The following is a 23,534-nucleotide window of genomic DNA, read 5'->3' as shown; positions in this document are numbered from 1 at the left end:
GCGAAGCGCTCGCCTTTGTAAAATAATCCTCCCGCATAGCGGATTAATCAGAGGATTATTTTACACCAGCGACGACAAGAACAATCATATTCCCATAGCGGTCCCCATCAAAAAGATACCTATCCATAAAATTGCCAAAGGAGCACAAATGATGAATGCCTACACCTTATTTGAAGCACAGCAACAGTCCCGCGGAATCGACCTGACCACTGTCCGTTCAAGATTGAAAGCGCTACAAATCGAAACCCCTTCATGGGGATATGGAGATTCAGGAACTCGTTTCAAAGTATTTCAAAAAGTCGGTGTGCCTCGGACGCCGTTTGAAAAATTAGAAGATGCGGCTCAAGTGCATAAAGTAACAGGTGCTTGTTCATCCGTTGCTATTCATATTCCATGGGATAAGGTAGATGATTACAGCAAGTTACGAAGTCATGCAGAAAGTCTGGGAATTACGATCGGAGCGATCAATCCGAATCTGTTTCAAGATGAAGATTATATGCTGGGGAGCGTGACTCATGCAGATCCTGCTATCCGTAACAAAGCTATTGCTCATCTGAAAGAGTGTGTCGATATTGCTAAAGAAACCAAATCGGCAGATTTCAGTCTCTGGTTCGCAGATGGAACGAATTATCCCGGTCAGGGCAGTATTCGTCAACGGAAACACTGGATGCTAGAAGGATTACAAGAAATGTACAAAGTGCTAGATCCTCATATGCGGATGCTGATTGAATACAAATGTTTTGAACCGGCTTTTTATCATACGGATATAGCCGATTGGGGTATGGCGTACAATTTATCGCTCAAATTAGGAGAGCAAGCACAGGTATTAGTAGATACCGGTCATCATTTACCCGGAGCCAATGTCGAACATATTGTATCGTATCTGATTGATGAAGGTCGCTTGGGAGGATTTCATTTTAATAGTTATAAATATGCAGATGATGATCTGGTTGTCGGTACCATGAATCCGTATGAGCTGTTTTTAATCTTTTATCAGATTCTGGATGCACTGGACAGTCAGGAACAGAAATTAGTTGATACCGTTAATAATATGCTCTATATGATCGACCAATCGCATAATATTGAATCCAAAATTCCTGCGATGATTCGCTCGGTGATGAATGTACAGACTCAATATGCCAAAGCGCTGTTGATCGATCATCAAGAAGTTGCTGAAGCACAACGTAAAGGCGATGTGCTTGGAGCAGAAGATGCGGTACGTAAAGCATTTGAATTTGACGTCACTCCATTGTTACATTCGATTCGCGAAGAGATAGGTGTTCCTGTTGATCCGATGAAAGCATATATGGCTGATCATTACGGTCAATCGATTCTAGCGAGAGGCAAAGGTGGTGCAAGCTGGTGAGTATCCTTGCTTATGATCTAGGAGCAGGCAGTGGACGAGCGATTATTGGCAGACTGACCGATAACCGGATCGTGACACAAGAAATTCATCGTTTTGCTAATGAACCGGTCAAAGTAGGCGATCGTCTACACTGGGATATTTTGCGTCTATATCATGAAATTCAGCAAGGATTGATGATTGCCAAGCAAGAGCATATGTTGCCAGATAGTATTGGCATTGATTCATGGGCTGTCGATTATGGATTGATCGGGCGACATGGAGAATTATTAGGCAATCCCTATCATTACCGAGATTGGCATACGCATGGAGTGATGGAGAAAGTACAGGAACATCTATCTCAGAGTGCTATTTTCCAGACGACAGGAATTCAATTTCTTTCGTTTAATACGATCTATCAGTTAGCATCATTACGTCAGAGTGATTCACCTTTACTCAGTGAAGCCGAACGCTTTTTGATGATTCCTGATTTATTACGTTATTTTCTAACTGGTGAAATGATCAATGAATTTACGAATGCGACAACAACCCAACTTTTTAATGCTAGACAAGGCGATTGGGATCGCAAATTGTTATCCAGTATCGGTATTCCAGCTTCATGGTTCAGCACACCAGTTCAACCTGGAGCATCGGCAGGACGCTTACGCTCATCATTGATGGTTGATCTAGGCATCCCGTCGATCCCTGTGACGGCTGTAGCCGAGCATGATACCGCTTCTGCTGTAGTAGCTGTACCTGCTGTATCGAAAGATTTTGCTTATCTAAGTTGTGGTACATGGTCGCTGATGGGTACAGAAGTGAGTGAACCTGTGATTACAGAACAAGCGATGCACTGGAATTTTACTAATGAAGGCGGCGCTTATGGCACCTATCGTTTGCTCAAAAATATTATGGGATTATGGATTTTCCAAGAAGTGAAGCGAGAAGCCGAGCGAGAAGGACACCACTATTCATTTGAACAATGGATTCATGATGCAGAGCAAGCTCCAGCTTTTGCCGCTCTTATCGATCCAGATGATGTATTGTTTCTTCATGCAGGTGATATGCGTTCACGGATTCGTCAGTATTGTCGCCAGATGGGTCAGCAACCACCAGATACGTATGGAGCGATTACACGCTGTATTTTTGAAAGTCTAGCTTTGAAATATCGCTATGTGCTGGAACTTACCGAGCAATTATCAGGCAATACTTTTGAAGGATTGCATATGGTAGGTGGCGGTATCCAAAATAAACTGTTATGCCAGTGGTCAGCGAATGCAATCGGTCGTCCGGTATGGGCGGGGCCTGCGGAGGGAAGCGCAATTGGCAATTTAGCGGTACAATGGATAGCACAGGGGACATTCAAAGACATGCAGGAAGCAAGAACAGTGATCCGTCATTCTTTTCCTATCGAAATCTATGAACCGGAGCAGGTACAAGCTTGGGAAGAAGCGTACGGGCAATTTCTGCGATTGATTACAGTGTCTACCCAATAACGATACGGAGTGTGGCTGATATGTTGGTGGCAGAACGATACGATATGATTGTAAGACTGGTCAATGAAAAAGGAAGTATGCGTGTAACAGAACTCAGTGAACAGTGTCAGGTGACCGAAGAAACGATTCGGCGTGATCTGGATCGACTGGAACGTCAAGGATTACTACGTCGCTCCCATGGTGGCGCAGTTAGTGTCAAAGATGAACAACCGGAGACCCCATTTTCAGAACGTGAGATCACATATGCAGAAGAAAAACGGCGTATCGCTAGAGAAGCGATTAAGCTTATTCAACCGCAAGATCGCATTATACTGGATGCCAGTACAACGGCATGGTATATGGCAGAAAGCCTACCAGATATTCCATTAACGGTACTGACCAATTCGATTCGTGTGGCGACTCAACTTAGTAATAAAGAAAAGATAGATGTCATTTCGACAGGTGGATTGTTATTATCCCGTTCATTGTCTTTTGTCGGGCCGTTAGCTGAGCGTTCACTGGATACGTATTATGTAGATAAAGTATTTCTGTCCTGCAAAGGGATTCATGTTGAACGTGGCATTAGCGAGTCTAATGAAATGCAAGGACGAGTGAAGCAGAAAATGGTCGGCATGGCGGATAAAGTGATTTTGCTTGCGGATGCAAGTAAATTCGGTGTACAAGCATTCACCCATGTGATGGATCTTAGTGAAGTGCACGAATTGATCACAGACCGTCGTCTATCTACTGCTGTCATCGACCAATTCAAAGAACAATCGATCAATGTTACGGTAGTTTGATAAAGCTAATATTATACAAATGGAATTAGCCTGTAATGAGGCAGTCAAGATACATGATTGTCTGTTGTCTAATAAAATGACGTTATTGATATCGAAAATATAGCATGGATATAAACAAAGACATGGATAACCACAGGATACGAGTATAGGTAGCAATAGCGCATAGATATGTAAATAACAGATGGCAGTCGTAGACGATATGGCTGTCATCTTATTTATAAATGAAAGAGGTGTGCAGATTGAAAGTATCGTTATTTATTACTTGTCTGAGTGATGCAATCTATCCCAAAGTCGGTGAAGCGATGGTACGTCTATTGGCTGCACATGGTATCCAGCTTGATTTCCCTCCAGTGCAGACCTGTTGCGGTCAGCCTTCTTACAATAGTGGGTACTGGGATGAGACAAGAACAGTAGCACGCACGATTTTGAAAGCGTTTGAATCTAGCGACTTTGTTGTATCTCCATCCGGTTCTTGTACGTATATGATCCATCATTATCCTGAATTATTTAAAGACGAACCTGAATATCTAGCATTAGCGCATGAGCTAGAAAGCAAAACATATGAATTTACACAATTTCTAGTCAAAGTATTAGGAATTACCGATATCGGAGCAGCCTTTCCTCACAAAGTTACGTATCATCCGTCCTGTCATGGTAGCCGCCTACTCGGGATTAAAGACGAACCGATTGCATTGTTACATCAGGTACAAGGATTAGAGTTAGTGCCGTTACCTTTTGCGGAAGATTGCTGTGGATTTGGAGGGACATTTGCTGTGAAGATGGCAGATATCTCAGGTGCTATGGTGACCGAGAAAGTCGATCATATTAAGGAGACAGAAGCTGAGGTATTGGTCGGTCTTGATATGGCATGTCTGATGAATATAGCAGGCAATCTTAGACATCGTGGTGAACAGGTGCGAGTGATGCACCTTGCGGAACTTCTATATGAAGGAGTGAATATACGATGAATCCAGCATCTTCGACACGTGGAACAGTGAAAGAACGGGCAGATATCGCGCTGAATGATGATTTTCTACGTAATGCTGTTCGTTTTACAACCGATCGTCTACGTAGTGGCAAAAAAGTAGCATCTACCGAACATGGTAACTGGGAAGAATGGCGTGAGCGTGGTAGACAAATTCGTCTGCATACGATTGCTCATTTGGATTATTATCTGAATCTATTTGTAGAAAATGCTCGTAGTCATGGAGTCCATGTCCATTTCGCAGATAATGCAGTAGAAGCTACCGACATTGTTATGACCATTGCCAAGCATAAAGAAGCGCAGTCTGTGATCAAATCCAAATCGATGGTATCCGAAGAAGTGCATATTAACCGCGCGCTTGAATTGTCCGGGATCGAAGCGATTGAAAGTGATCTAGGAGAGTACATTATTCAATTAGCCGGTGAAGGGCCTTCGCATATCGTTATTCCAGCTATTCACAAAAATCGTTATCAGATTGCGGAATTATTATCTGAAGATGCCGGGGAAACATTAGAACCGGATACTACGATTCTAGCAGGATATGTACGGCGCAAACTACGGCAGAAATTTTTAGAAGCTGATATTGGGATGACTGGATGTAACTTTGCGATTGCAGAGACCGGTTCTATGGTGCTATTTGAAAATGAAGGCAATGCTCGGATGGTGACGACCGTTCCCAAGACACAAATTACTTTGATGGGTATGGAGCGGATTGTGCCTTCATGGGCGGATCTTGAAGTAATGGCTACACTTCTGCCCCGTTCAGCTACAGGACAGCGCTTAACGATGTATATGTCTGGAATCAGTGGCCCGAAGCGGACAGCAGATGCTGATGGACCGGAAGAAATGCATATTATTATTGTAGATAATGGTCGCTCTCAGCAATTGGGTGATCCTGAATTTCAAGAATTGCTAAATTGTATCCGTTGTGGGGCTTGTCTGAATGTTTGTCCGGTATATCGTCAGATCGGTGGTCACTCTTATGGTGGAACATATAGTGGGCCGATCGGAGCAGTCTTAACACCTGCACTTAACAAAAATGTCGCAGAGTGGGACGATATCGCCAGTGCATCCAGTCTATGTGGTGCTTGTTATGAAGCTTGCCCTGTCAAAATTCCGCTCCATGATATGCTTGTCTCATTACGACGACGCAAAGTGGAACGTGGTCATGGCGATAAGCTTGAAGCACTGGGTATGAAAGGATTTGCAACTCTTATGGCAAATTCCAAACGGTTCGCCATGGCAATGAGACTCGGTAAAATTGCTCAAAAACCGTTAGTGCATAACAAAGGCATTACACTCAAATTAGGCCCTTTAAAAGGATGGAATACGTACAGAGTAGCACCTATATTAGCTGATCATTCTTTCCGTGATCAATGGAAAGAACTATCGACAGACACTGCACGTCAACCGAAAACGATAGACCCTGCTGTACAGAAACGGATGGAACAGGTACTTGCAGATCGTCAAAATGGCAAGCATACAAGCCGAACAGGAGGGGTATCGCATGACCAATAAAGATACATCACATACTCCTTCTTCTAGCAAGCCACCAGCTATACCCAATCCTGTGAGTTCTCATCTTACATCTGATCCTGCACAACCTATATCACCACAAGCAGATTGGCTTAATGAATTAGAACAAAAGTCCAAATCCAAACAGCAGACGTTTATGAATCATATTGCTGATCGTCTACAGCGTCCACGCATCCAAGAAGCACCCTCACATCCTTTTCGTGGTGCACCGGATTTCTGGCACGATTTCAACTGGGATGAAGCTGAAAAGATCGAAAAATTCACCAAGCATTTTACCGAAGTAGGTGGCAATGTCTTACGGATGAAGTCGTTGGAGGAAGCAGGCGCTTTTATTGCAGACCAGAGTCGTCTGCTCAAAGCCCGTTATATTGTTCGCCAGCAATTACCGGAAATGCAAGCATTAACACTGGAACAACGCTTACCGAATGTGCAGATTTCAGCATGGAATAGCCATCCAGAAGAAGCATGGAAAGCACGAGCCGCCGAAGCAGATATTGGGGTTGTATTCGCAGATGGAGCCGCCGCTTATACAGGTACAGTTATGGTTACATCTTCTGAATTACAAGGTCGATCGGTTAGTTTATTACCGACAGTCTGTATAATCCTACTCCCTATAGATCGACTGCATACACGCTTAGGTGAACTACTACTACCATGGGATACGAAAGGCAGAGAACATCTACCTGCGGGTATTCATTTTATCTCAGGTCCAAGCCGTTCTTCGGATATTGAAAATGAACTAACGATCGGTGTACATGGCCCTGGTATTGTATATACGTTATTGATTGAATCTATCGATTAACGAACGGCTGATAACTAGATATCTATATAAAAAGTACTGATTACAGTTATTTGTAGTCAGTATTTTTTATATAGCAAAGGCAAATTGATAAACTCCCATCAGTACAAATAACATCAAAATACATGATAGAACTATCCAAAACATCTTCCATTTTTGACGGTGAGATCGATTTTGCTGTTTCATTATTATCATCTCCTTTAGTCATTTTAAATAGATCATTTGGCGTAAAATACGAAGATATTAAATCACTAAGTATGAGGGCTTGACGGTATCACTCTATCCCAATAATAGCTTATTTTTAAACGGTTTTATCCTATTTAAGCTATCGTTTGTGTAAAAATGGGTATATGAATAGAAGTCCTATTTTTATAAATAGATGGAGGAGTATACGATGAAAATGTCAGGAAATACAATATTGATTACAGGTGGAGCTTCAGGAATTGGTTTAGCTTTTGCTAAACGATTTATGGCACTGGGCAATACTGTTATTATTTGTGGAAGACGTAAAGAGTGGTTGGAAGATGTGCAAAAACAATACCCGGCATTACATACGATCGTAACCGATATCGCTGAAGAAGCTCATCGTGTTGGACTGGCAGATCGTGTGCTAACCGAGTTTCCAACATTAAATATGATTATGAACAATGCAGGCATCCAGCGTAATTTTTCAATGCAAGATACGCAAATTAGTTGGTCAGCTCATCGTCAAGAGTTAGCGATCAATTTGGATGCACCGATCCATTTGACAACATTATTTTTACCTCATCTTCGTCAGCAGACAAATGCGGCTATTATCAATGTCACTTCAGGGCTTTCATTCTCGCCCAAAGCATCTGCGCCAATCTACTGCGCAACCAAAGCAGCGCTACATTCGTTTACCTTATCGTTGCGTCAACAATTATTAGGTTCACCGATTGATGTAGTCGAGATTATACCACCCGGTGTAAATACCGATCTCGGTGGAGTAGGATTACATGATTGGGGCGTGCCTGTAGACGAATTTGCAGATAGTATTATGGAGCGAATTGAAGCAGGTGAAGTAGAAGTGGGTTACGGTAGCTCAGAGAAATCCCGTCTGGCTTCACGAGCTGAATTGGATGAAATATTTCAAAATATGAATGGTCAAAAAGCTTCTCCGCAGATATTATAAGTGACACTTTATCGCCTATTGTATATCTAAATATAGTCTATCCATAGATACATCTCCAATAGAATCCCGGTTAATCACAGGTCAAATCAAAGACTGGTGGTTAGCCGGGTTTTTTAGCGTTACCAACCAGAATAGTAGAGCAATGATACTGACTCCACCACCAAGATAACATACTCCGCTCCAACCTGCATAACTATACATCATCGTCGAAGCCATCGAACCGATTGCACTACCGATAGAGTAAAAAATCATATAACTGGCGGTTAAGCGACCACGTGCTTCTGGCATAATAGTGAATAGCATACTCTGATTGGTTACATGAACAGCTTGTACCGCTAGATCCAATAATACAATTCCTAAGATCAACCAATACAACGAGTGCCCTATCCAAGACAAAGGAATCCATGACAGTAGTAACAATACAAGCGCTATACCTGTTGTCCATTGTGCTTTTCCCTGATCTGCTAATTTGCCTGCTCGTACTGCTCCAAGTGTGCCAGCAATCCCTGCTAATCCAAATGCACCAATCGCTGTATGTGTAAGTGAAAATGGAGGCACACTTAAAGGCAATACCATCGAAGTCCATAACATACTAAACACGATAAAGATTAACATCGCGAGTACACCCCGTATTTGTAAAAGGCGCTGTTGTTTATACAATTGCAGCACAGAAAAAAGTAACTGAGGATAAGATAACGAGGATTTCACTTGACGGTCAGTCGGCAATATGTTGAACAAGATGATAGTCATACCACTCATAAGAAAAGCAGATACCAGATAGACAGACCTCCAACCTGCTAGATCAGTCAACCATCCTGCCAGTGAACGGGCAAATAAAATTCCGATCACAATTCCACTGGTGACGATACCTACGATCTGTCCACGCTCTATAGGCTTAGCAAGAGAAGAAGCATAAGCAACGAGTGTCTGAGTGACTACTGCCAACAATCCTACCATAGCTAATCCTCCGAACAAGATGTATACCGTTGGAGACAAACCTACAACGACAAGTGCAATCACAGACAATGCCATATGTCCAATAATTAACGGTCTTCGCGGTATCAGATCTCCTAGAGGCACAAGTAGAAATAGACCTACTGCATAACAGAGTTGAGTGACTGTGATCACGATACCGATCAATGAATGAGTAATACCAAATGCTAAAGCTAACGAGTCCAATAAAGGTTGCGCATAATAAATATTGGCAACAGCCAACCCACAAGTAATAGCAAATAAAAAAGCGATAGAACGAGTAAATGGTCTATGTACAGTCTGTTGCTTCATGGATCAATCATTCCTTTTTAGTCATTATTTCATTAAATACCGATTGGTACAAAATGATTCGCAAGAAATATACCTTTAGTACAAAGCGTTTGTCAATAGAAAATCATTATCTTTGACAATTAGAATAATAATCTGTAAAATCATATTGTACTGATAAGTACAGAAAGGTGTGTGAAATTCTAATGGTACGTAAACGCGAATTTAACGAGGAACAAGCGTTGGATGCGGCAATGAAATTATTTTGGGCAAATGGATTTGAAGCGACTTCTCTGACAGATCTAACAACAGGAATGGGCATACAGCGTCCTAGTCTATATGCTACTTTTGGCGATAAGCGAGAACTATTTGAATCTTCTTTGCGCAAATACAATCAATGGCATGCGGTATCTGTTCGTCAGCAGTTACAGAGTCATGTATCGGTACAAGAAGCATTTCGTGCTTTTTTTGAACAGATTGCTGAGGAAGCTTATGGAGAGAATCCAAGCAAAGGATGTTTTTGTATTAATACGATGGTGGAGCTAGCCACCCATGATGAGAAGATCGAAATTTTAACGCGCGAACATCAGATGTATTTGACCGTTATTTTTCAGGAACGCTTGGAGCAGGGAGTACAAGCAGGGCAACTAGCAAAAAGCGTCCATACCAAGTCACTGGCACAGACGCTAATCGTATCGTTAATAGGGCTTACGGTAATGTTAAAATCACGACCAGAACGTTCTTTTATCCAACATTCGATCACAGGCATTTTGTCTTTGTTAAAAGATTAATGTTTATATCATGAGATATATGAACTACAAATATTATGACTTATCGTATATAAGCAGAACAATTATCCAAAGTGTCTATATTCATTCACTGGTATAGATGTTAATTGTATGTCTACTTTGTATCTGTTGTATCTGAGCTTCAATTATCGTTGCTCTCAGATAATTGTTCCTGCACATATTCGTGCAACTTGCGATTATCTACGCCGATTACTGAAGCACCTTTAACTTTGATTTCTTGCAGTAAATGATTCGGAGGAATCTGTAATTTTTCGGTTTTATCGAGATTGATATCTAAGCCGAGTGAAGATAATTTGATCATATCAGTCAGCGAAAGATTAGTATGCAGATAAGGTGCAATCGAACTCAAAATACTAGGTAATTTGACAATCGAAGTCGAGCTTTGCAATTCTGCTGCTAGAGCAGTTAAAAACTTACGTTGACGCTCTGTACGGGTAAAGTCTGATGTAGCATCATGACGAAAGCGTACATATTGAAGCGCATGCGTTCCATCCAAATGCTGTAATCCTTTGGTTAAATGAATATCATATCGGTGCTGATCACCGCCATCGGTATAATTCATATCTTTCTCTACATCGATCTCAACACCACCGATTGTATCGACCAACGTTTTAAATCCTTCAAAGTCGATCGTTACATAATAATCGATCGGAATCCCCAGTAGATTACTTACCGTTTCTTTGGCAAGTTCTACACCACCATACGAATATGCCGCATTCAATCGACTGCTTCCATGACCCGGAATATCTACATACGTATCTCGTAAAATAGACATGAGATAAGCTTTTTTGGTCACAGGATCAATCGTGGCAACCATCATCGAATCCGAGCGTCCATTACTATCTGCATCCCGGGTATCTGTACCCATCAATAAAATATGTACAGGTTCTTTACCATCCCATTTGGGAATGGATACAGGAGTAGCTTGCTCTTGATCAGTAGCAGGCGAATGATAAGTATCATCTGCAATCGAAATCGTATGAGCAAACTGGTAAATCGAATATGTATAATATCCAACTGTACTTACACCTACAATAAGACAAATGCTTACAATCCATTTCCATTTCTGTAGTATCTTTTTTAGCAAATGACCAACCTCACTTATTGTTATAGTTCTAATATCTTTATAAATCATATGGATGTATGAACAATTTGTCAACTTTTGAGAGTTTTAACCGTATAAATAGATAACATATAACTAAAAAACTATCGAAAAGATAACTTTATATACATAATGATTACGATATGAAAAATAAAGAACCTTTTCAAAAGTAGAGACAAATATCTACTGTCAAAAAGGCTTTCATAAGATAGAGCTACAAAGTCATAAGAATAGCAAATTTCAAACTTGTAAAAAAGCATATATTCAAAGTATATGTTCAACTTCAACTTCTCAAAAAATAGTGAAAAGTACTTGCTGAATTTAAACGAAGCAATAGATAATTTTACGCTAAAAATACATCCAGCAGGGAAGCTGTATATTCATGTCGCTCTTCATGATACAGATCATTTGCAGCAAATTGATCCACAATCTGTCCATGACGCATGACTACAATACGGTCGCTCATCTGGTACACTGCCGCTAGGTCATGCGAAATAAATAAGTAGGATAGATGTAGAGATTGTTGCAGTTCTTGTAGCAATTTCAATACAGCCGCCTGGCTAGTAACATCCAGACTTGCTGTAGGCTCATCCAATACAATCAGATCAGGTTCAGTGCTAATTGTCCGTGCTATCGTTACACGCTGTTTTTGTCCACCGCTTAATTCGTGTGGATAAGCAGATAATAATGTTGCCGGCAAGTGAACCTGTTCTAACAATTGAGTTGCGATCTGTTGTCGATTGTAGTGATCAGATGAGATAAACGAAGGACGTAATGCTGGCTGTAGATCAAGCGGTTCCATTAAGGAGTCTATAATAGTAAGCTTAGGATTGAGTGCGGCTGTCGGATGTTGAAATACAGCTCCAATACGTTGACGGGCTTGACGCAAAGCAGACCCTTTTAGCGAATGATACGGTTGTTCTCGAAATGCAATCGTCCCTTGATCTAGCGATTCCAAGCGTAGTAGACAGCGTGCCAGTGTACTTTTACCACTACCGCTTTCACCAACAATCCCTACACATTCTCCTTGACGGATCGTCAAGGATACATCAGACAGTGCAGGATGATTGTGATGGTTGTACGTTTTGGTTAGATGCTCTGCTGTTAAAATAGTAGGCAATAAAGTAGTCATTATATGTTCACCTGCTTATTTTGTAATTCTAGACGATAGCGAGAAGGTAACTTGGGAATCGACGATAACAGTTGAATCGTATACGGATGTGTAGGATGGAAAAAGATACTATGACTTTTTCCAGATTCTACAACTTGACCTGACTTCATAATCAGCAATGTATCCGCTGTACGCTGTACTTGACGTAGATCATGCGTAATCCACAAAATAGCGATACCTGTTTCTTGCTGTATACGCTGAATCAACGTAATGATAGAGCGAGAAGTTAGACTATCTAACGCTGTAGTGGGTTCATCAGCAATCAATACTTTAGGCGATAAAAGTAATGCTGTAGCAATCGCAGCACGTTGTAACTGTCCGCCACTTAATTCAAACGGGTAGCTATGATAGACTTGCTTGGCAGGTAATTCTACTTGTTCTAATCGTTCTATACAAATAGACTGACGCTGTTGACGTGACAAGGAAGTATGAGCACGTATCATTTCATCCATTTGCTTGCCAACTGTAATAAATGGAGTGAACGCTCCCTGATAATCTTGAAATACATAAGCAATATCACGTCCTCGAATCAACCGAAGTTCAGATTCTGGCAAATGCAATAATTGCTTACCTGCTAACTCAATACTGCCATGAGCATGAAGATCCGCTGATAGCAATCCGCCTATCGCTAGACTGGTTAATGTTTTTCCGCTTCCACTTTCACCGGCAAGAGCTAACCATTCTCCACGTTCTAGCTGAAGATCAAGCGGATGGACAAGGGTATGTGATTGATGATGAACAGTCAATCCTTGTATAGATAACATAGGTTACACTCCTTTGCGCGATAGAATCGAAGAAACAGAACGTTTGGATAATACGGGTTGAACATGAACATCGTACCGATCACGTAGAATATCACCCCAGCTATTAGTCAGTAGAACAGTGATCACAATACATAATCCCGGGAAAATCATAAGATGCGGAGCAGTCTGAAAATACGTTCTTCCTTCGCTTAACATCGCTCCCCATTCAGGGCTAGGTGGCTGTGGCCCAAGACCGATATACGATAGCGAAGCGATCATCAAAATAATTTTACCGATATCAAGCGTAGCCAATACGAGAAGATTACCGATCGTATGAGGCAAAATATGCTTTATCACTAATGTCCACGGCTTCATCCCGCTGATTTCCGCAAGATGGACATAATCTTTTTGTCGTTGTTCAAGCACAATACTTCGTACTAACCTTGCATAACTAACCCATTTGACTGCTGTAATCGCAAAGATCAAGTTCACTAATCCAGGCCCGAGTAATCCACTTAAAATCAAAGCAAAAATGTAATCAGGCAATGTCATAAATGCATCTATTATTTTTTTGAATCCTTTATCTAACCAGCCGCCGATATAACCGGATAACAATCCAAACGGAACACCGATAAGAAGCGATACCAGCATAATGGTAAGACTGATCCCTACCGTTGTCCGAGCACCTTCCATAATACGAGATAACAGATCTCTTCCAAGATGATCGGTTCCTAACCAGTGCAGTGCACTAGGAGTCTGAAGCCGATCACTCATTTGAATATGATAGGGGTTATAAGGTGTCCAGACTAGAGCGAGAATCAGGAATAAAAGGAATAGACCCAAAAGGAGATAACGTAGTCCTATTCTCAAGTTCATCATGAAGTCGCTCCTTTTTTCCGCTGACCGATAGCAATCGCTGGATTGATATAACGATATGACCATTCGACAGCCATATTCAGTAATACGATAAAAATACTCATAAATAGCATATAGCCTTGAATAATCGGATAATCCCGCGCTGTAATCGCATCGACAATCCATTTACCCAGACCAGGATAAGCAAATAAGACTTCGATCACAACCGTTCCTCCAAGTAGGCTACCGATACTTTCACTAAAAACAGTTAATAGCGGAATTAGACTATGACGCATGAGATGAAAAGTGAAAATACGCTTTTTGTCAATTCCTCTAGCCCGAGCAGAACGAATAAATTCTTGATGACTACTTTCCAAAATGCTGGCTCGCACCAATCGCACATATACTGCAGACATAGCGATACCAAGTGTGATAGATGGCAGAATAAGATGTTGCCAAGAACCCTCTCCCATAGAAGGCAGTATTCTAAGCTTTACTGCAAATAGATCGATTAATAATAAACCTAACCAAAAGCTTGGAATCGAAGAACCAACCAGTGCAAAAATGCGACTAATATGATCAGTCCATCGACCCCGGTATAAAGCAGATAGAATCCCGAGTGGTAGCGAAATGATCATCATAACTAATAGCGAAGTACCTGTCAGCATAAGTGTATACGGAATTTTTTCGATAAATTCACTAAATACAGGTCGTCCGGTCATATATGAGTTCCCCAGATCTAATGAAAATAGATTTTGAAGCCAGTACCCATATTGAACAAACACAGACTGATCTAATCCTAATTGTGCTCGCATTTGCTGAATCTGATCATTGGTTACAGCTACATCATCTACCCGCAACATACTACGTACCGGATCACCAGGTACAAGCTTGAGCAGGCAAAAGCTGAGAAACGATAAAATGAACAGAAATAGCAATAATCCTGTTATTTTTTGTATCAACATACGCATGATTAATTCACATCCAGATCTTTCGTTAACATGTAATATTCGCTTTTGCTTGTAACCCAGCCACTCACATTTTTTTGATGAGCAACAAAATTATTCGGATGAATAATGTACGAATGTAGCAAGTTGCGATCAATCATTTCGACAGCTTGTTGAGCAATACGGTTACGTTGATCACCATCTACCGTTTGATTCAATTGTTGGATTAATGTATTTAATTGAGCATCTTTCACTTGTCCGTAATTCAGTCCGCCTGTTGGGGTATAGACCGAATTGAGCAGGTAACTTGCATCACCGCGTGGTGCTGTAATAAAGCTATAGATCGCCATATCCCAATCTTTATTTTCTGCTAAATACTCATCCGCATTATCCACTTGTTGAATCTCTAGCTTAATTCCTAATTGAGCAGCATTAGCTTGCAATAACTGTGCAATCAAAGGCAACTCCGCACGTGATTGATAAGTGATCAGTTTGAACGTTAAAGGTGTTCCATTATCCGTCACTACTCCATTGCTTACTGTATATCCAGCTTGAGCGAATAAGGTACGTGCACGCTGTATATCAAATGGCTTGTCTGTGTATGGGGGAGAGAATGGTGAATCTGTCAAAAAAGGCCCTTTAGCTACAGAAGCTTGACCTGACATGACAGCATCTACAATCTCTTGACGATTCAAAAGGGAATCGATGGCTTGACGTACAGGTAATTTTGCCAGATGTGTATGATTCATATTGTAAATTAATTGATGAGCACGTAAGCCGGGAACCGATTCGATCACTAGATTAGGATCGGTTTGTAATTGAGATAGACTTTCTACAGGGAAGCGATAGACCACATCAGCGTTCCCCGATTGTAGAGCCAGCAGACGAGCATTAGCATCTTCATTAAATGAGAATGTCGCTTCATCTAACTTCACCTGTCCATCCCAGTACGTAGGATTACGCTTCACATCGACTTCTATCCCCGGCTTAAATTGAGCCAGTACAAAAGGACCTGTACCACTGGGTGTACCTGCATCTACAGCCGTATCTATAATACCTGTATTCGGATGTACCAGTTCTGACGGGAATTGTGGAAGAGGGGTATCGGTCACAATCTGTAACGTTTGCCCTTTAGCAGTTATCTTATCGATATGTAGAGCATTACGAATCGCAGGATTGTTTTGAATCACACGTTCGAGAGAATTTTTAACTGCTTGAGCATCAACAGGTGTACCACTATGGAAAGTGACATCTGGACGAATCTGGAATGTCCAGTGTTGTCCATCTTTACTTTCCCAAGAAGTGGCTAGCCATGGTTGTAATTGTTGCTGATCATCGACTTTAACCAGTGTTTCACTAATTCCTGCGCGCGAAGCGGTATAGTTCACATCAGAATGTGGATCAATCGTATTGCTTTGAACATTAAATAGAAGTGTTAGCCTTTTGGGAGTTGCTTCACTAGTTGTAGAAGATGACGATGGCGAAGTACAACCGCTTAATACTAGAACAAATATCAATAATGAGACCGGGTAACGTAATGTGCGAGCAAAAGATAGTAACAAGAAAAATCCCCCTTATATATAGTCAGTCTGTACATAATATGCTTACTCCTGTTGATTTCTTACAACGTAAATGAAATACATTACCAACATGTCAACCTCTTAAATAATAATCGTTACGATTACGATTGTAAACTAAAAATTGATATACATCATCATCGTATGACCGTATTTTCATATCATTGATATTTTGAAAATCATTTGACAAATCAGAAATAAGAGGAGTACAGTGTATTCAGAGATTTAATAGTAATAATTACGATTAAAGAAATGGAGGAATCAATCATGACGATGATCGAACAATCTTCTAAGATTCCGGTAACGGTATTGAGTGGTTATCTAGGCGCAGGGAAGACGACATTGCTTAATCATGTGTTAAACAATCGTGAAGGCTTGAAAGTAGCGGTTATTGTAAACGATTTGAGTGATGTGAATATTGATGCAGACCTTATTCGTGATGGCGGAGGATTATCGCGAACCGATGAGAAATTAGTCGAAATGTCTAATGGTTGTATCTGTTGTACATTACGCGAAGACTTGCTTGTCGAAGTAGCACGGCTTGCTCGCGATGGACGTTATGATTATTTATTAATCGAATCGACAGGGATTGGCGAACCGGTTCCTGTCGCTCAGACATTTAGCTATATTGATGAAGAACAAGGAATCGATCTGACGCAGTTTACCCGTCTGGATACGATGGTCACTGTGGTGGATGCTCAAGGCTTCTGGAACGATTATTATTCGCGTGAATCTCTTGCAGATCGTGGACAAGCCGCAGGTGAAGACGATACACGCCGTATTGTGCATTTATTGATCGAACAGGTTGAATTTTGCGATGTATTGATTTTGAATAAATGCGATCTGATTGAACCTGATGAATTAGAACGATTAGAAACAGCACTACGAGGACTGCAACCGAATGCCAAAATCATCCGTTCCACATATGGCAAAGTAGATCCACAGGAGATATTGAATACAGGGCGATTTGATTTCGAACAAGCGAGTCAATCGGCAGGCTGGATACAGGAAATGATGAAAGAAGAGCATACACCGGAGACTGAAGAGTATGGAATCAGTTCTTTTGTGTATAAACGCAAAGTTCCTTTTCATCCAGAGCGCTTGTTGCAATGGATTACACAATGGCCACAAGAAGTAGTACGTGCGAAAGGGATTCTCTGGTTAGCTACACGTAATCGGACAGCGATCTCGTTCAGTCAAGCAGGCAGTTCCAAGCAATTATCGCCGGCTGGCTTATGGATTGCTGCTCTGACGGAGGAAGAACGACAATATCATCTGGGAGAAAATTATCCATTACCTACAGATTGGGATGAGGTGTGGGGCGATCGGGTAACCAAGCTTGTACTGATAGGAATACATCTGGATCGTGCGCAGATTGAACAGTCTTTGGATCAGACTTTACTGACTGAAGAAGAAATGAACTCCAATTGGAAAAAGTTCAAAGATCCTTTTCCACAATTAGGTCAATAAGCAGGTCGATAAGGTAGTAATATCGTTATTTTTTTAGTGTCATAGATTAATTTTAGAATCGACACTAAATATATAGCACCATATCAACAAGAGAATAATCATGTGCTACAAAATGAATAAGTTGTCTTGTAAATAAAAAATAAATATTACGAATAACAAAGGAGTTATTACACTATGGCTAAAAAATCAAAAGTCGTTCGTCAACAACAACGTGAACAAATGGTTGCTAAATATGCAGATTTGCGTCGTGAACTCAAAGCAAAAGGAGACTATGAAGCATTGCAAAAATTACCACGCAATTCTTCGCCAACCCGACTCAAAAGCCGTTGCCAGATCACAGGAAGACCAAGAGGATATTTACAAAAGTACAAAGTATCCCGTATCGTATTTCGCGAGTTAGCACACAAAGGTCAGATTCCCGGTGTACAGAAAGCAAGCTGGTAACAGTAAAATGGCATATTCTAAAATATAATTTTTGCACCACCGCATCCTATTAGTCTGAATACATTAAATAGAGTTAAATAGGATCTAGTAAAATAAATCTACTGATTAGAATGAACTTTAATTTTGTAGACATCTTGCTAAAAAGGTGCACACTTCTACGATATTATACATAGAAGTGTGCACCTTTTTGTTGTTAGTATACATAATCAACATACTACTCAAATCCGCACTGATCAAATCTGTACCGACTCAAAATCCGATCGGTATCAACATAAAATAGCAGGAGAGTAGCCATTTCATTCGAGAAGATCTTCGATATCGATCAACCATAGATCAAAGTTTCGGTAATTGGTAGAGTAAATGACTGTTCACTTTAACGTATAAGTTACTTGTTGTTCATCTCCAGAGTCTTTACCGTAAGTGAAATAGAGCATGTTATGAATACGCTTGATATAAGTTAAGCGGTCATCGATCCCGAAAGGCATGGTCGTAGGATCGACTAATTTTTGTTGTTCAGTAGTAAGCAATTCTTTATATAGAACAACAGATTGACCCGTTTTGCGGTCAATTAATGTGAGATGAGAGTCACTGATTGCCCGTAGTAACACAATATCAGACTGAAGAGATTCGACTACATAGCTATCTTTTTTACCCGCCAGTTTGACCAAATCTATATTTTCTAATACGTTGCCTGTACCATCTTCAATGATTCGTAAGTTCTGACCATCGTTAAGTATAATATTGCCATTATACATTGTACTATTGGTGTGTTTATTTAAATGATAATCCATAGAAGATTGACGGATTAAAGATCCATTTTTGAAAATTATGGTGAAATCTTCATGATAAATATGAGGTTCTCCTGAAGCATTTTGGATACGAACCATCTGTAATCCTTTGGAGGTAGAACTTACATCTATATTAGAAAACTCAAAAAAATCTAAAGGAGAGTGAATTGAAGCGATTTTAATAGGTTGGCTATTGTGGTGAGAACGGTACAGATCGCCATTGATCTTTCTCATCGTATACGTATCACCTTGATATACATCTGTAATGACGTTAAATGCTTGTAATTGATCAGCAGTAATCACATGCTTTTGTGAATCCATATGTAAAGAATGTCCTCCAAGAAATTGTACAACAGAGCGAATCGGCACATAGATTTCTTTTTGTTGAGTTGTAGGATTTTGCAGTATAAATGGTGCGCTAGTCATCGTGATAGACTTACCATCAACTAGAGCGGTACGACTACCGATGCGCAAAACAATTTTTTTCATAAATCCGTTAAAAGTCGCTTGTTGTTTACTTTGATCCCAATACAGCTTCAATCCTAATCTTCCTGCTAATAATTCCTCAACTTCAATAAAAGTAACGCCATGTCGAGTGATCGTAGTACCACTTGAAGAGCCATAATAATTGTTCTGATCTTGAGCATAATTAAATTCGTATGTAGTAGCAGGTGTAGCAGACTTAGCATACATAGGGGTAAATGTCGATGCTAGTAAGGTAGAAGTAATCATAACTGCCAAAGCACATTTTTTATACATCACTTAAATTCTCCTTCGATGATAATAGCTGATTTTTATACTATAATTGACAATTAAACAATAAAAAAGATAAATTATATATAAATAGTAACACTTATTGCTTTTGTGTTAGGAAGCGATAGTGTTACTTTTTTTGAAAGCAAAGATACCACTACCGCATAGAAAGGAGTTCATTTAACGATACATAGGATGTATGAAGCAAGATTAGTTTTACCATTTAAGTCATAGAGAGCAGGGTATTAGTAATGGAAAAAAATAAATCGACATCAAGTTCGAACTTTTGGGCAAAATGGGATAAGCCGAAAAAAGTACGTGTTATTACACTTACTGCACTAGCATTTATTGTATTGCTCGTAGTCGTACCGATCATTACGTATTACAATATACAATCAGATGAGACTCAAGTGATTAGCAGTCCAGATAACAACGTGGCAAATAATACGATATTAGCGCCGGTTGATCCATTACCTTTCGTATTAAGTTCTAAAGTAGGAAGAATAGAAAGAGTAGGAAGTTCTTTCTTCAAAAGAGAGTCTGGCATTCCTACTATGTTAAAAAAAGATGATCCTAAAAACCCACCGCAATCGACTCAAACGGTATTGGTTGAACGCTTAACAGGGACACAGATGTCCAAGCCTTTTACAGTAGAAAAAGGGTATCGTTATGCGAAAATCTGGGTCAATAACAAAGGGAAGCAACGAATTGCTATATCCATATCCAAAGATTCACCAACAGGTGACCTTATGACTGAACGTGTAGTTACTATCGCAGGTGGAACCAACTGGTCGATATATACAACCAAGCCTTGGGAATCAGGTACGTATTATGTCAACTTCACTTCTAATGGATCACCGATTCAAGGTGTTGCTGTAGCTAGAGTAGGTGCACGATTAGCAGAATTGAATTCGTAATTGTAACTGTTGTAGCTCATTGCTCATAACAATCTAATACACTTCAGATAGATATGAATAGCGTTCAACGTTGTCTGGTATCTATCTGAGGTGTATTTTTATTTGAAAATGTAATAAAGATAGAGTACGAGTAACTTGCCACACACATGCGAAAAGCCGATCTACGATTTCAAAGTATAGGTGAAATGCTTTTCCTGATTAGATCCTGCACGAAAAGTAAAATAGAATGTGTTATTAACTCTTTTATCAAATTGCAGATAATCCCCTGAGCCAAAAGAATCGATATCTACATCTTCGCTAATCTGTTTTTGCCACGAAGCATCTAGTAGTTCTTTGTATAATGTGACAGATTGGTTGGTATGGCGATCGATCAGCAGAAGTCGTCCTTTGGAAGCAGTCCGCATAAGAATAACATCATCGTACAGGCCTTCTACCGCGTATTTTTCGTTACTCCCGCCACCAAGCTTAACCAGATCAAGTTCATCGACAACATTTCCTGTACCATCTTCAATCATCCGTAATATTTTCCCATCGCTTAGCACAATCTTATCTTGGTACGTAGTAATGTCGGAGTCGTTGACTCTGGTAAAGTCTGCATATGCTTTTCGGATCAACGTTCCTTTTTGGAAAATAAGCTTTACTTGCTGATTATGAATATGTGGTTCTCCGTAAGCATCATTAATCGTAAGGATCAACAATCCACCCGCAGTTGACTCAAACTCCATACCTACCGAATCAAAATCGATGCCGAGTGAGATTAACTTCACCGGAGCCTGATTCCCATGAGCTACATATAAGTCGCCACCATCCTTTTTCAAAGTATAGGTAAAGCCATTGTAGACATCAGTAATGACATCATAATACTTGATGTTGCGGGCTGTGACATGAATTTGTTGTCGATCTACTTGGATATGATCACCACCCAGTAGTTGTACACCAAATCGAACAGGGACATATACAATTTCATTATTAGTCTTTTTTTCTTTCTTTTTAAAAGGAGCTGCGCTCAGTGTAACGATTTTTCCATCTAGCATAGCGGTACGACTTCCTAAGCGAATCGCTGCTTTTTTCATAAATCCGTTAAGCGAAGCACGTTGACCTGTTGAATCCCAAGCCAATGTTAACCCTGAATCTTCCGCTAACTCACGAATATCTAAAAAGATAGTACCATTCTGGACAAGTGTAGAATTTACAATAAATCCTTTAGGATCATTAGCCAAATAAAAAGTATATGTAGTTGGAAAGGAAGAACTAGATGCTGATGCAGGATTACATAAAGATGATTGCAATAGCAAAGTGGACGACAGTAAAGCAGAGAAGATCATTTTTTTATTCATGGTAAGGATTTCCTTTCCTGGTTGTGATAAGGTGGTTATGTATATGGACGCATATGAAAGGAAGAAGTTGCAGAAGGTCAGATATAGATTACATATAGTAGAAAAGGAGAACTAGAGATGAACATCCAATCCACAATCCAAGTGATCAAAAGCTATGAGAAACGCCTTATTAAATGTTTGTTATATGGATTTGTATTTGGAATATATTATTCTGTACTTACGGATCAACGTAAAGTTACGGAGTCAACGGGAGAAGGAATGTCTATAACGTTAGCTTTGCCATGGTCAGACTATTCCTATCTCTTATTATCTACATGTTTAACATGGAGTTTATTTTTTGCTGTGGTTTATATCGTGTGGCGCATTTTTAAATATAGAGTGTTGGATTCTAAGGTTTCTAGAAAAGATCATAATAATGAAATTAGATAATTATAAATAGTAATAGTTTGCTAATTTAGCAATTCAAATTGATTATTGCTCTTTGTATTTGATGATTTAGCAAATCTATTTTCTTGCTGTGAAAAACATGCTAATGTTTAACTAAATTACAACAAAGGTAACGAATATCGTTGCCTTTTTAATTTAGGCAGATACTTAATTATGTAGTGATAGCACATATAAGCCATCTCTAAATCTTCTTTTTAAATACATATCAACGCAACCAAAGGAGCACGCAACCATGTGGATCAGAAGCCAAGACCGTACAACATTTATTGATGCAACTGTCCTAACGTTAGAACTAGAAACTGCTGATCATAAATTTGTAATCTCTGCTTATGCTGGTAACGGGTCTGTTGAATCTGCGTTTACAGTGGGTGAATATGATCAAGAGCATCAAGCACAGGATGTACTGCAACGTTTTGCAGTTCATTTACAGACAGGAATGACAGGTGCTTTTCAGGTATAATATAGATTGGCTGAGGTATTGTGATCAACCACTAGAAGGAGGATATGATGAAATTATTTGAGAAACTACAAAAGAAAGTAACTGTGAATGACTATACATTCCACTGCATGATCGACCAGACACCTTCTATACCTATAGTTAGTGTCAAAATCTATTCTTCCAAAACGTCTCATGTTGAATTTCTTTTTAGTTGGAAAAGAATGTATGATGTTAATCCAAATCGTCCTGTGGTCTGTGCGCGTCTGATTCAGTATGCTATTGATCAGGGATGGGATTATCAAGAAGAGAAGCAAGTTAGAATCTTTGAGCAAAGTGATGATGTAAGTGATCTGTTACAGTTAGAGAAGCTGGATTATACATAACA

22 protein-coding genes are annotated in these 23,534 nt (G+C 40.0%); 13 read left to right on the top strand and 9 right to left on the bottom strand.

What is annotated here, in order from left to right; translation table 11 throughout:
* The first annotated feature begins 151 nt into the window (after positions 1–151).
* From rhaI to QCD85_RS20960, 7 genes are all read left to right on the top strand, one after another.
* Positions 152–1,366 (top strand): L-rhamnose isomerase, encoded by a 1,215-nt coding sequence (gene rhaI, locus QCD85_RS20990; protein ID WP_441005638.1) that lies wholly within the window; start codon positions 152–154, stop codon positions 1,364–1,366.
* Complete coding sequence (gene rhaB, locus QCD85_RS20985; RefSeq protein ID WP_301263787.1) at positions 1,363–2,838, top strand: rhamnulokinase; 1,476 nt, start codon at positions 1,363–1,365, stop codon at positions 2,836–2,838. The genes rhaI and rhaB overlap by 4 nt, the downstream gene beginning before the upstream one ends.
* Before the next feature lie 20 nt (positions 2,839–2,858).
* Complete coding sequence (locus tag QCD85_RS20980; RefSeq protein WP_273615916.1) at positions 2,859–3,617, top strand: DeoR/GlpR family DNA-binding transcription regulator; 759 nt, start codon at positions 2,859–2,861, stop codon at positions 3,615–3,617.
* Positions 3,618–3,856: 239 nt separating this feature from the next.
* Positions 3,857–4,585 (top strand): (Fe-S)-binding protein, encoded by a 729-nt coding sequence (locus QCD85_RS20975; protein WP_301263786.1) that lies wholly within the window; start codon positions 3,857–3,859, stop codon positions 4,583–4,585.
* Entirely contained in the window at positions 4,582–6,120 is a 1,539-nt protein-coding gene (locus QCD85_RS20970) for a LutB/LldF family L-lactate oxidation iron-sulfur protein (RefSeq protein WP_301263785.1), read from the top strand. Before QCD85_RS20975 ends, QCD85_RS20970 begins: the two co-directional genes overlap by 4 nt.
* Positions 6,110–6,940, top strand: a complete 831-nt coding sequence (locus QCD85_RS20965; protein WP_301263784.1) for a LutC/YkgG family protein — start codon at positions 6,110–6,112, stop codon at positions 6,938–6,940. The genes QCD85_RS20970 and QCD85_RS20965 overlap by 11 nt, the downstream gene beginning before the upstream one ends.
* A 391-nt stretch (positions 6,941–7,331) precedes the next feature.
* Positions 7,332–8,090, top strand: coding sequence for an SDR family oxidoreductase (locus QCD85_RS20960; RefSeq protein WP_301263783.1), 759 nt, complete (start codon positions 7,332–7,334; stop codon positions 8,088–8,090).
* An 81-nt stretch (positions 8,091–8,171) separates the two neighbouring features.
* Here the strand turns inward: QCD85_RS20960 and QCD85_RS20955 are convergent, their stop codons facing one another.
* Positions 8,172–9,374 carry an MFS transporter gene (locus tag QCD85_RS20955; protein ID WP_301263782.1) on the bottom strand — a complete coding sequence of 401 codons (1,203 nt, stop codon included), beginning with the start codon at positions 9,372–9,374 and terminating at the stop codon, positions 8,172–8,174.
* 182 nt (positions 9,375–9,556) lie between these two features.
* Between QCD85_RS20955 and QCD85_RS20950 the strand changes: the two genes are divergently transcribed.
* The gene (locus QCD85_RS20950) at positions 9,557–10,141 is read left to right on the top strand and encodes a TetR/AcrR family transcriptional regulator (RefSeq protein ID WP_301263781.1); all 585 of its coding nucleotides are present in this window, start codon (positions 9,557–9,559) and stop codon (positions 10,139–10,141) included.
* Between the two features lie 139 nt (positions 10,142–10,280).
* Here QCD85_RS20950 and QCD85_RS20945 read toward each other — a convergent pair whose 3' ends face one another.
* The 6 genes from QCD85_RS20945 to nikA form a co-directional block, all read right to left on the bottom strand.
* Positions 10,281–11,246, bottom strand: coding sequence for an LCP family protein (locus QCD85_RS20945; protein ID WP_301263780.1), 966 nt, complete (start codon positions 11,244–11,246; stop codon positions 10,281–10,283).
* Positions 11,247–11,604: 358 nt separating this feature from the next.
* Positions 11,605–12,393 carry an ABC transporter ATP-binding protein gene (locus tag QCD85_RS20940; protein ID WP_301263779.1) on the bottom strand — a complete coding sequence of 263 codons (789 nt, stop codon included), beginning with the start codon at positions 12,391–12,393 and terminating at the stop codon, positions 11,605–11,607.
* Positions 12,393–13,196: an ABC transporter ATP-binding protein gene (locus QCD85_RS20935; protein WP_301263778.1), complete on the bottom strand. Its 804-nt coding sequence runs from the start codon at positions 13,194–13,196 to the stop codon at positions 12,393–12,395. The genes QCD85_RS20940 and QCD85_RS20935 overlap by 1 nt, the downstream gene beginning before the upstream one ends.
* Positions 13,197–13,199: 3 nt before the next feature.
* Positions 13,200–14,054, bottom strand: coding sequence for a nickel transporter permease (gene nikC, locus QCD85_RS20930; RefSeq protein WP_301263777.1), 855 nt, complete (start codon positions 14,052–14,054; stop codon positions 13,200–13,202).
* Positions 14,051–15,001: a nickel ABC transporter permease gene (gene nikB / locus QCD85_RS20925; protein WP_301263776.1), complete on the bottom strand. Its 951-nt coding sequence runs from the start codon at positions 14,999–15,001 to the stop codon at positions 14,051–14,053. The genes nikC and nikB overlap by 4 nt, the downstream gene beginning before the upstream one ends.
* 2 nt (positions 15,002–15,003) lie before the next feature.
* Positions 15,004–16,539, bottom strand: coding sequence for a nickel ABC transporter substrate-binding protein (gene nikA / locus QCD85_RS20920; protein WP_301263775.1), 1,536 nt, complete (start codon positions 16,537–16,539; stop codon positions 15,004–15,006).
* A 279-nt stretch (positions 16,540–16,818) separates the two neighbouring features.
* Between nikA and QCD85_RS20915 the strand changes: the two genes are divergently transcribed.
* Entirely contained in the window at positions 16,819–18,024 is a 1,206-nt protein-coding gene (locus QCD85_RS20915) for a GTP-binding protein (protein ID WP_441005639.1), read from the top strand.
* A 174-nt stretch (positions 18,025–18,198) separates the two neighbouring features.
* Positions 18,199–18,468 (top strand): 30S ribosomal protein S14, encoded by a 270-nt coding sequence (gene rpsN / locus QCD85_RS20910; RefSeq protein ID WP_273615930.1) that lies wholly within the window; start codon positions 18,199–18,201, stop codon positions 18,466–18,468.
* A 368-nt stretch (positions 18,469–18,836) separates the two neighbouring features.
* On the opposite strand, the gene QCD85_RS20905 is transcribed toward rpsN, so the two are convergent.
* Positions 18,837–20,015 (bottom strand): copper amine oxidase N-terminal domain-containing protein, encoded by a 1,179-nt coding sequence (locus QCD85_RS20905; RefSeq protein ID WP_301263773.1) that lies wholly within the window; start codon positions 20,013–20,015, stop codon positions 18,837–18,839.
* 245 nt (positions 20,016–20,260) lie between these two features.
* Between QCD85_RS20905 and QCD85_RS20900 the strand changes: the two genes are divergently transcribed.
* The gene (locus QCD85_RS20900; protein ID WP_301263772.1) at positions 20,261–20,926 is read left to right on the top strand and encodes a hypothetical protein; all 666 of its coding nucleotides are present in this window, start codon (positions 20,261–20,263) and stop codon (positions 20,924–20,926) included.
* 161 nt (positions 20,927–21,087) lie between these two features.
* Here QCD85_RS20900 and QCD85_RS20895 read toward each other — a convergent pair whose 3' ends face one another.
* On the bottom strand, positions 21,088–22,263 hold the full coding sequence (locus QCD85_RS20895; protein ID WP_301263771.1) for a copper amine oxidase N-terminal domain-containing protein: 1,176 nt from the start codon (positions 22,261–22,263) through the stop codon (positions 21,088–21,090).
* 679 nt (positions 22,264–22,942) lie between these two features.
* On the opposite strand from QCD85_RS20895, the gene QCD85_RS20890 reads away from it, so the two are divergent.
* Both QCD85_RS20890 and QCD85_RS20885 read left to right on the top strand, forming a co-directional pair.
* Positions 22,943–23,170: a hypothetical protein gene (locus tag QCD85_RS20890; RefSeq protein ID WP_273615932.1), complete on the top strand. Its 228-nt coding sequence runs from the start codon at positions 22,943–22,945 to the stop codon at positions 23,168–23,170.
* 47 nt (positions 23,171–23,217) lie between these two features.
* Positions 23,218–23,532: a hypothetical protein gene (locus QCD85_RS20885; protein WP_301263770.1), complete on the top strand. Its 315-nt coding sequence runs from the start codon at positions 23,218–23,220 to the stop codon at positions 23,530–23,532.
* The last annotated feature ends 2 nt before the right edge of the window (positions 23,533–23,534 follow it).

It is taken from the genome of Paenibacillus sp. PsM32, from assembly GCF_030433815.1.
Lineage (GTDB): Bacteria > Bacillota > Bacilli > Paenibacillales > Paenibacillaceae > Saccharibacillus > Saccharibacillus kyungheensis.
Note: the sequence above shows the minus strand (reverse complement) of the source record. Positions and strands in the feature narration are given on the sequence as shown.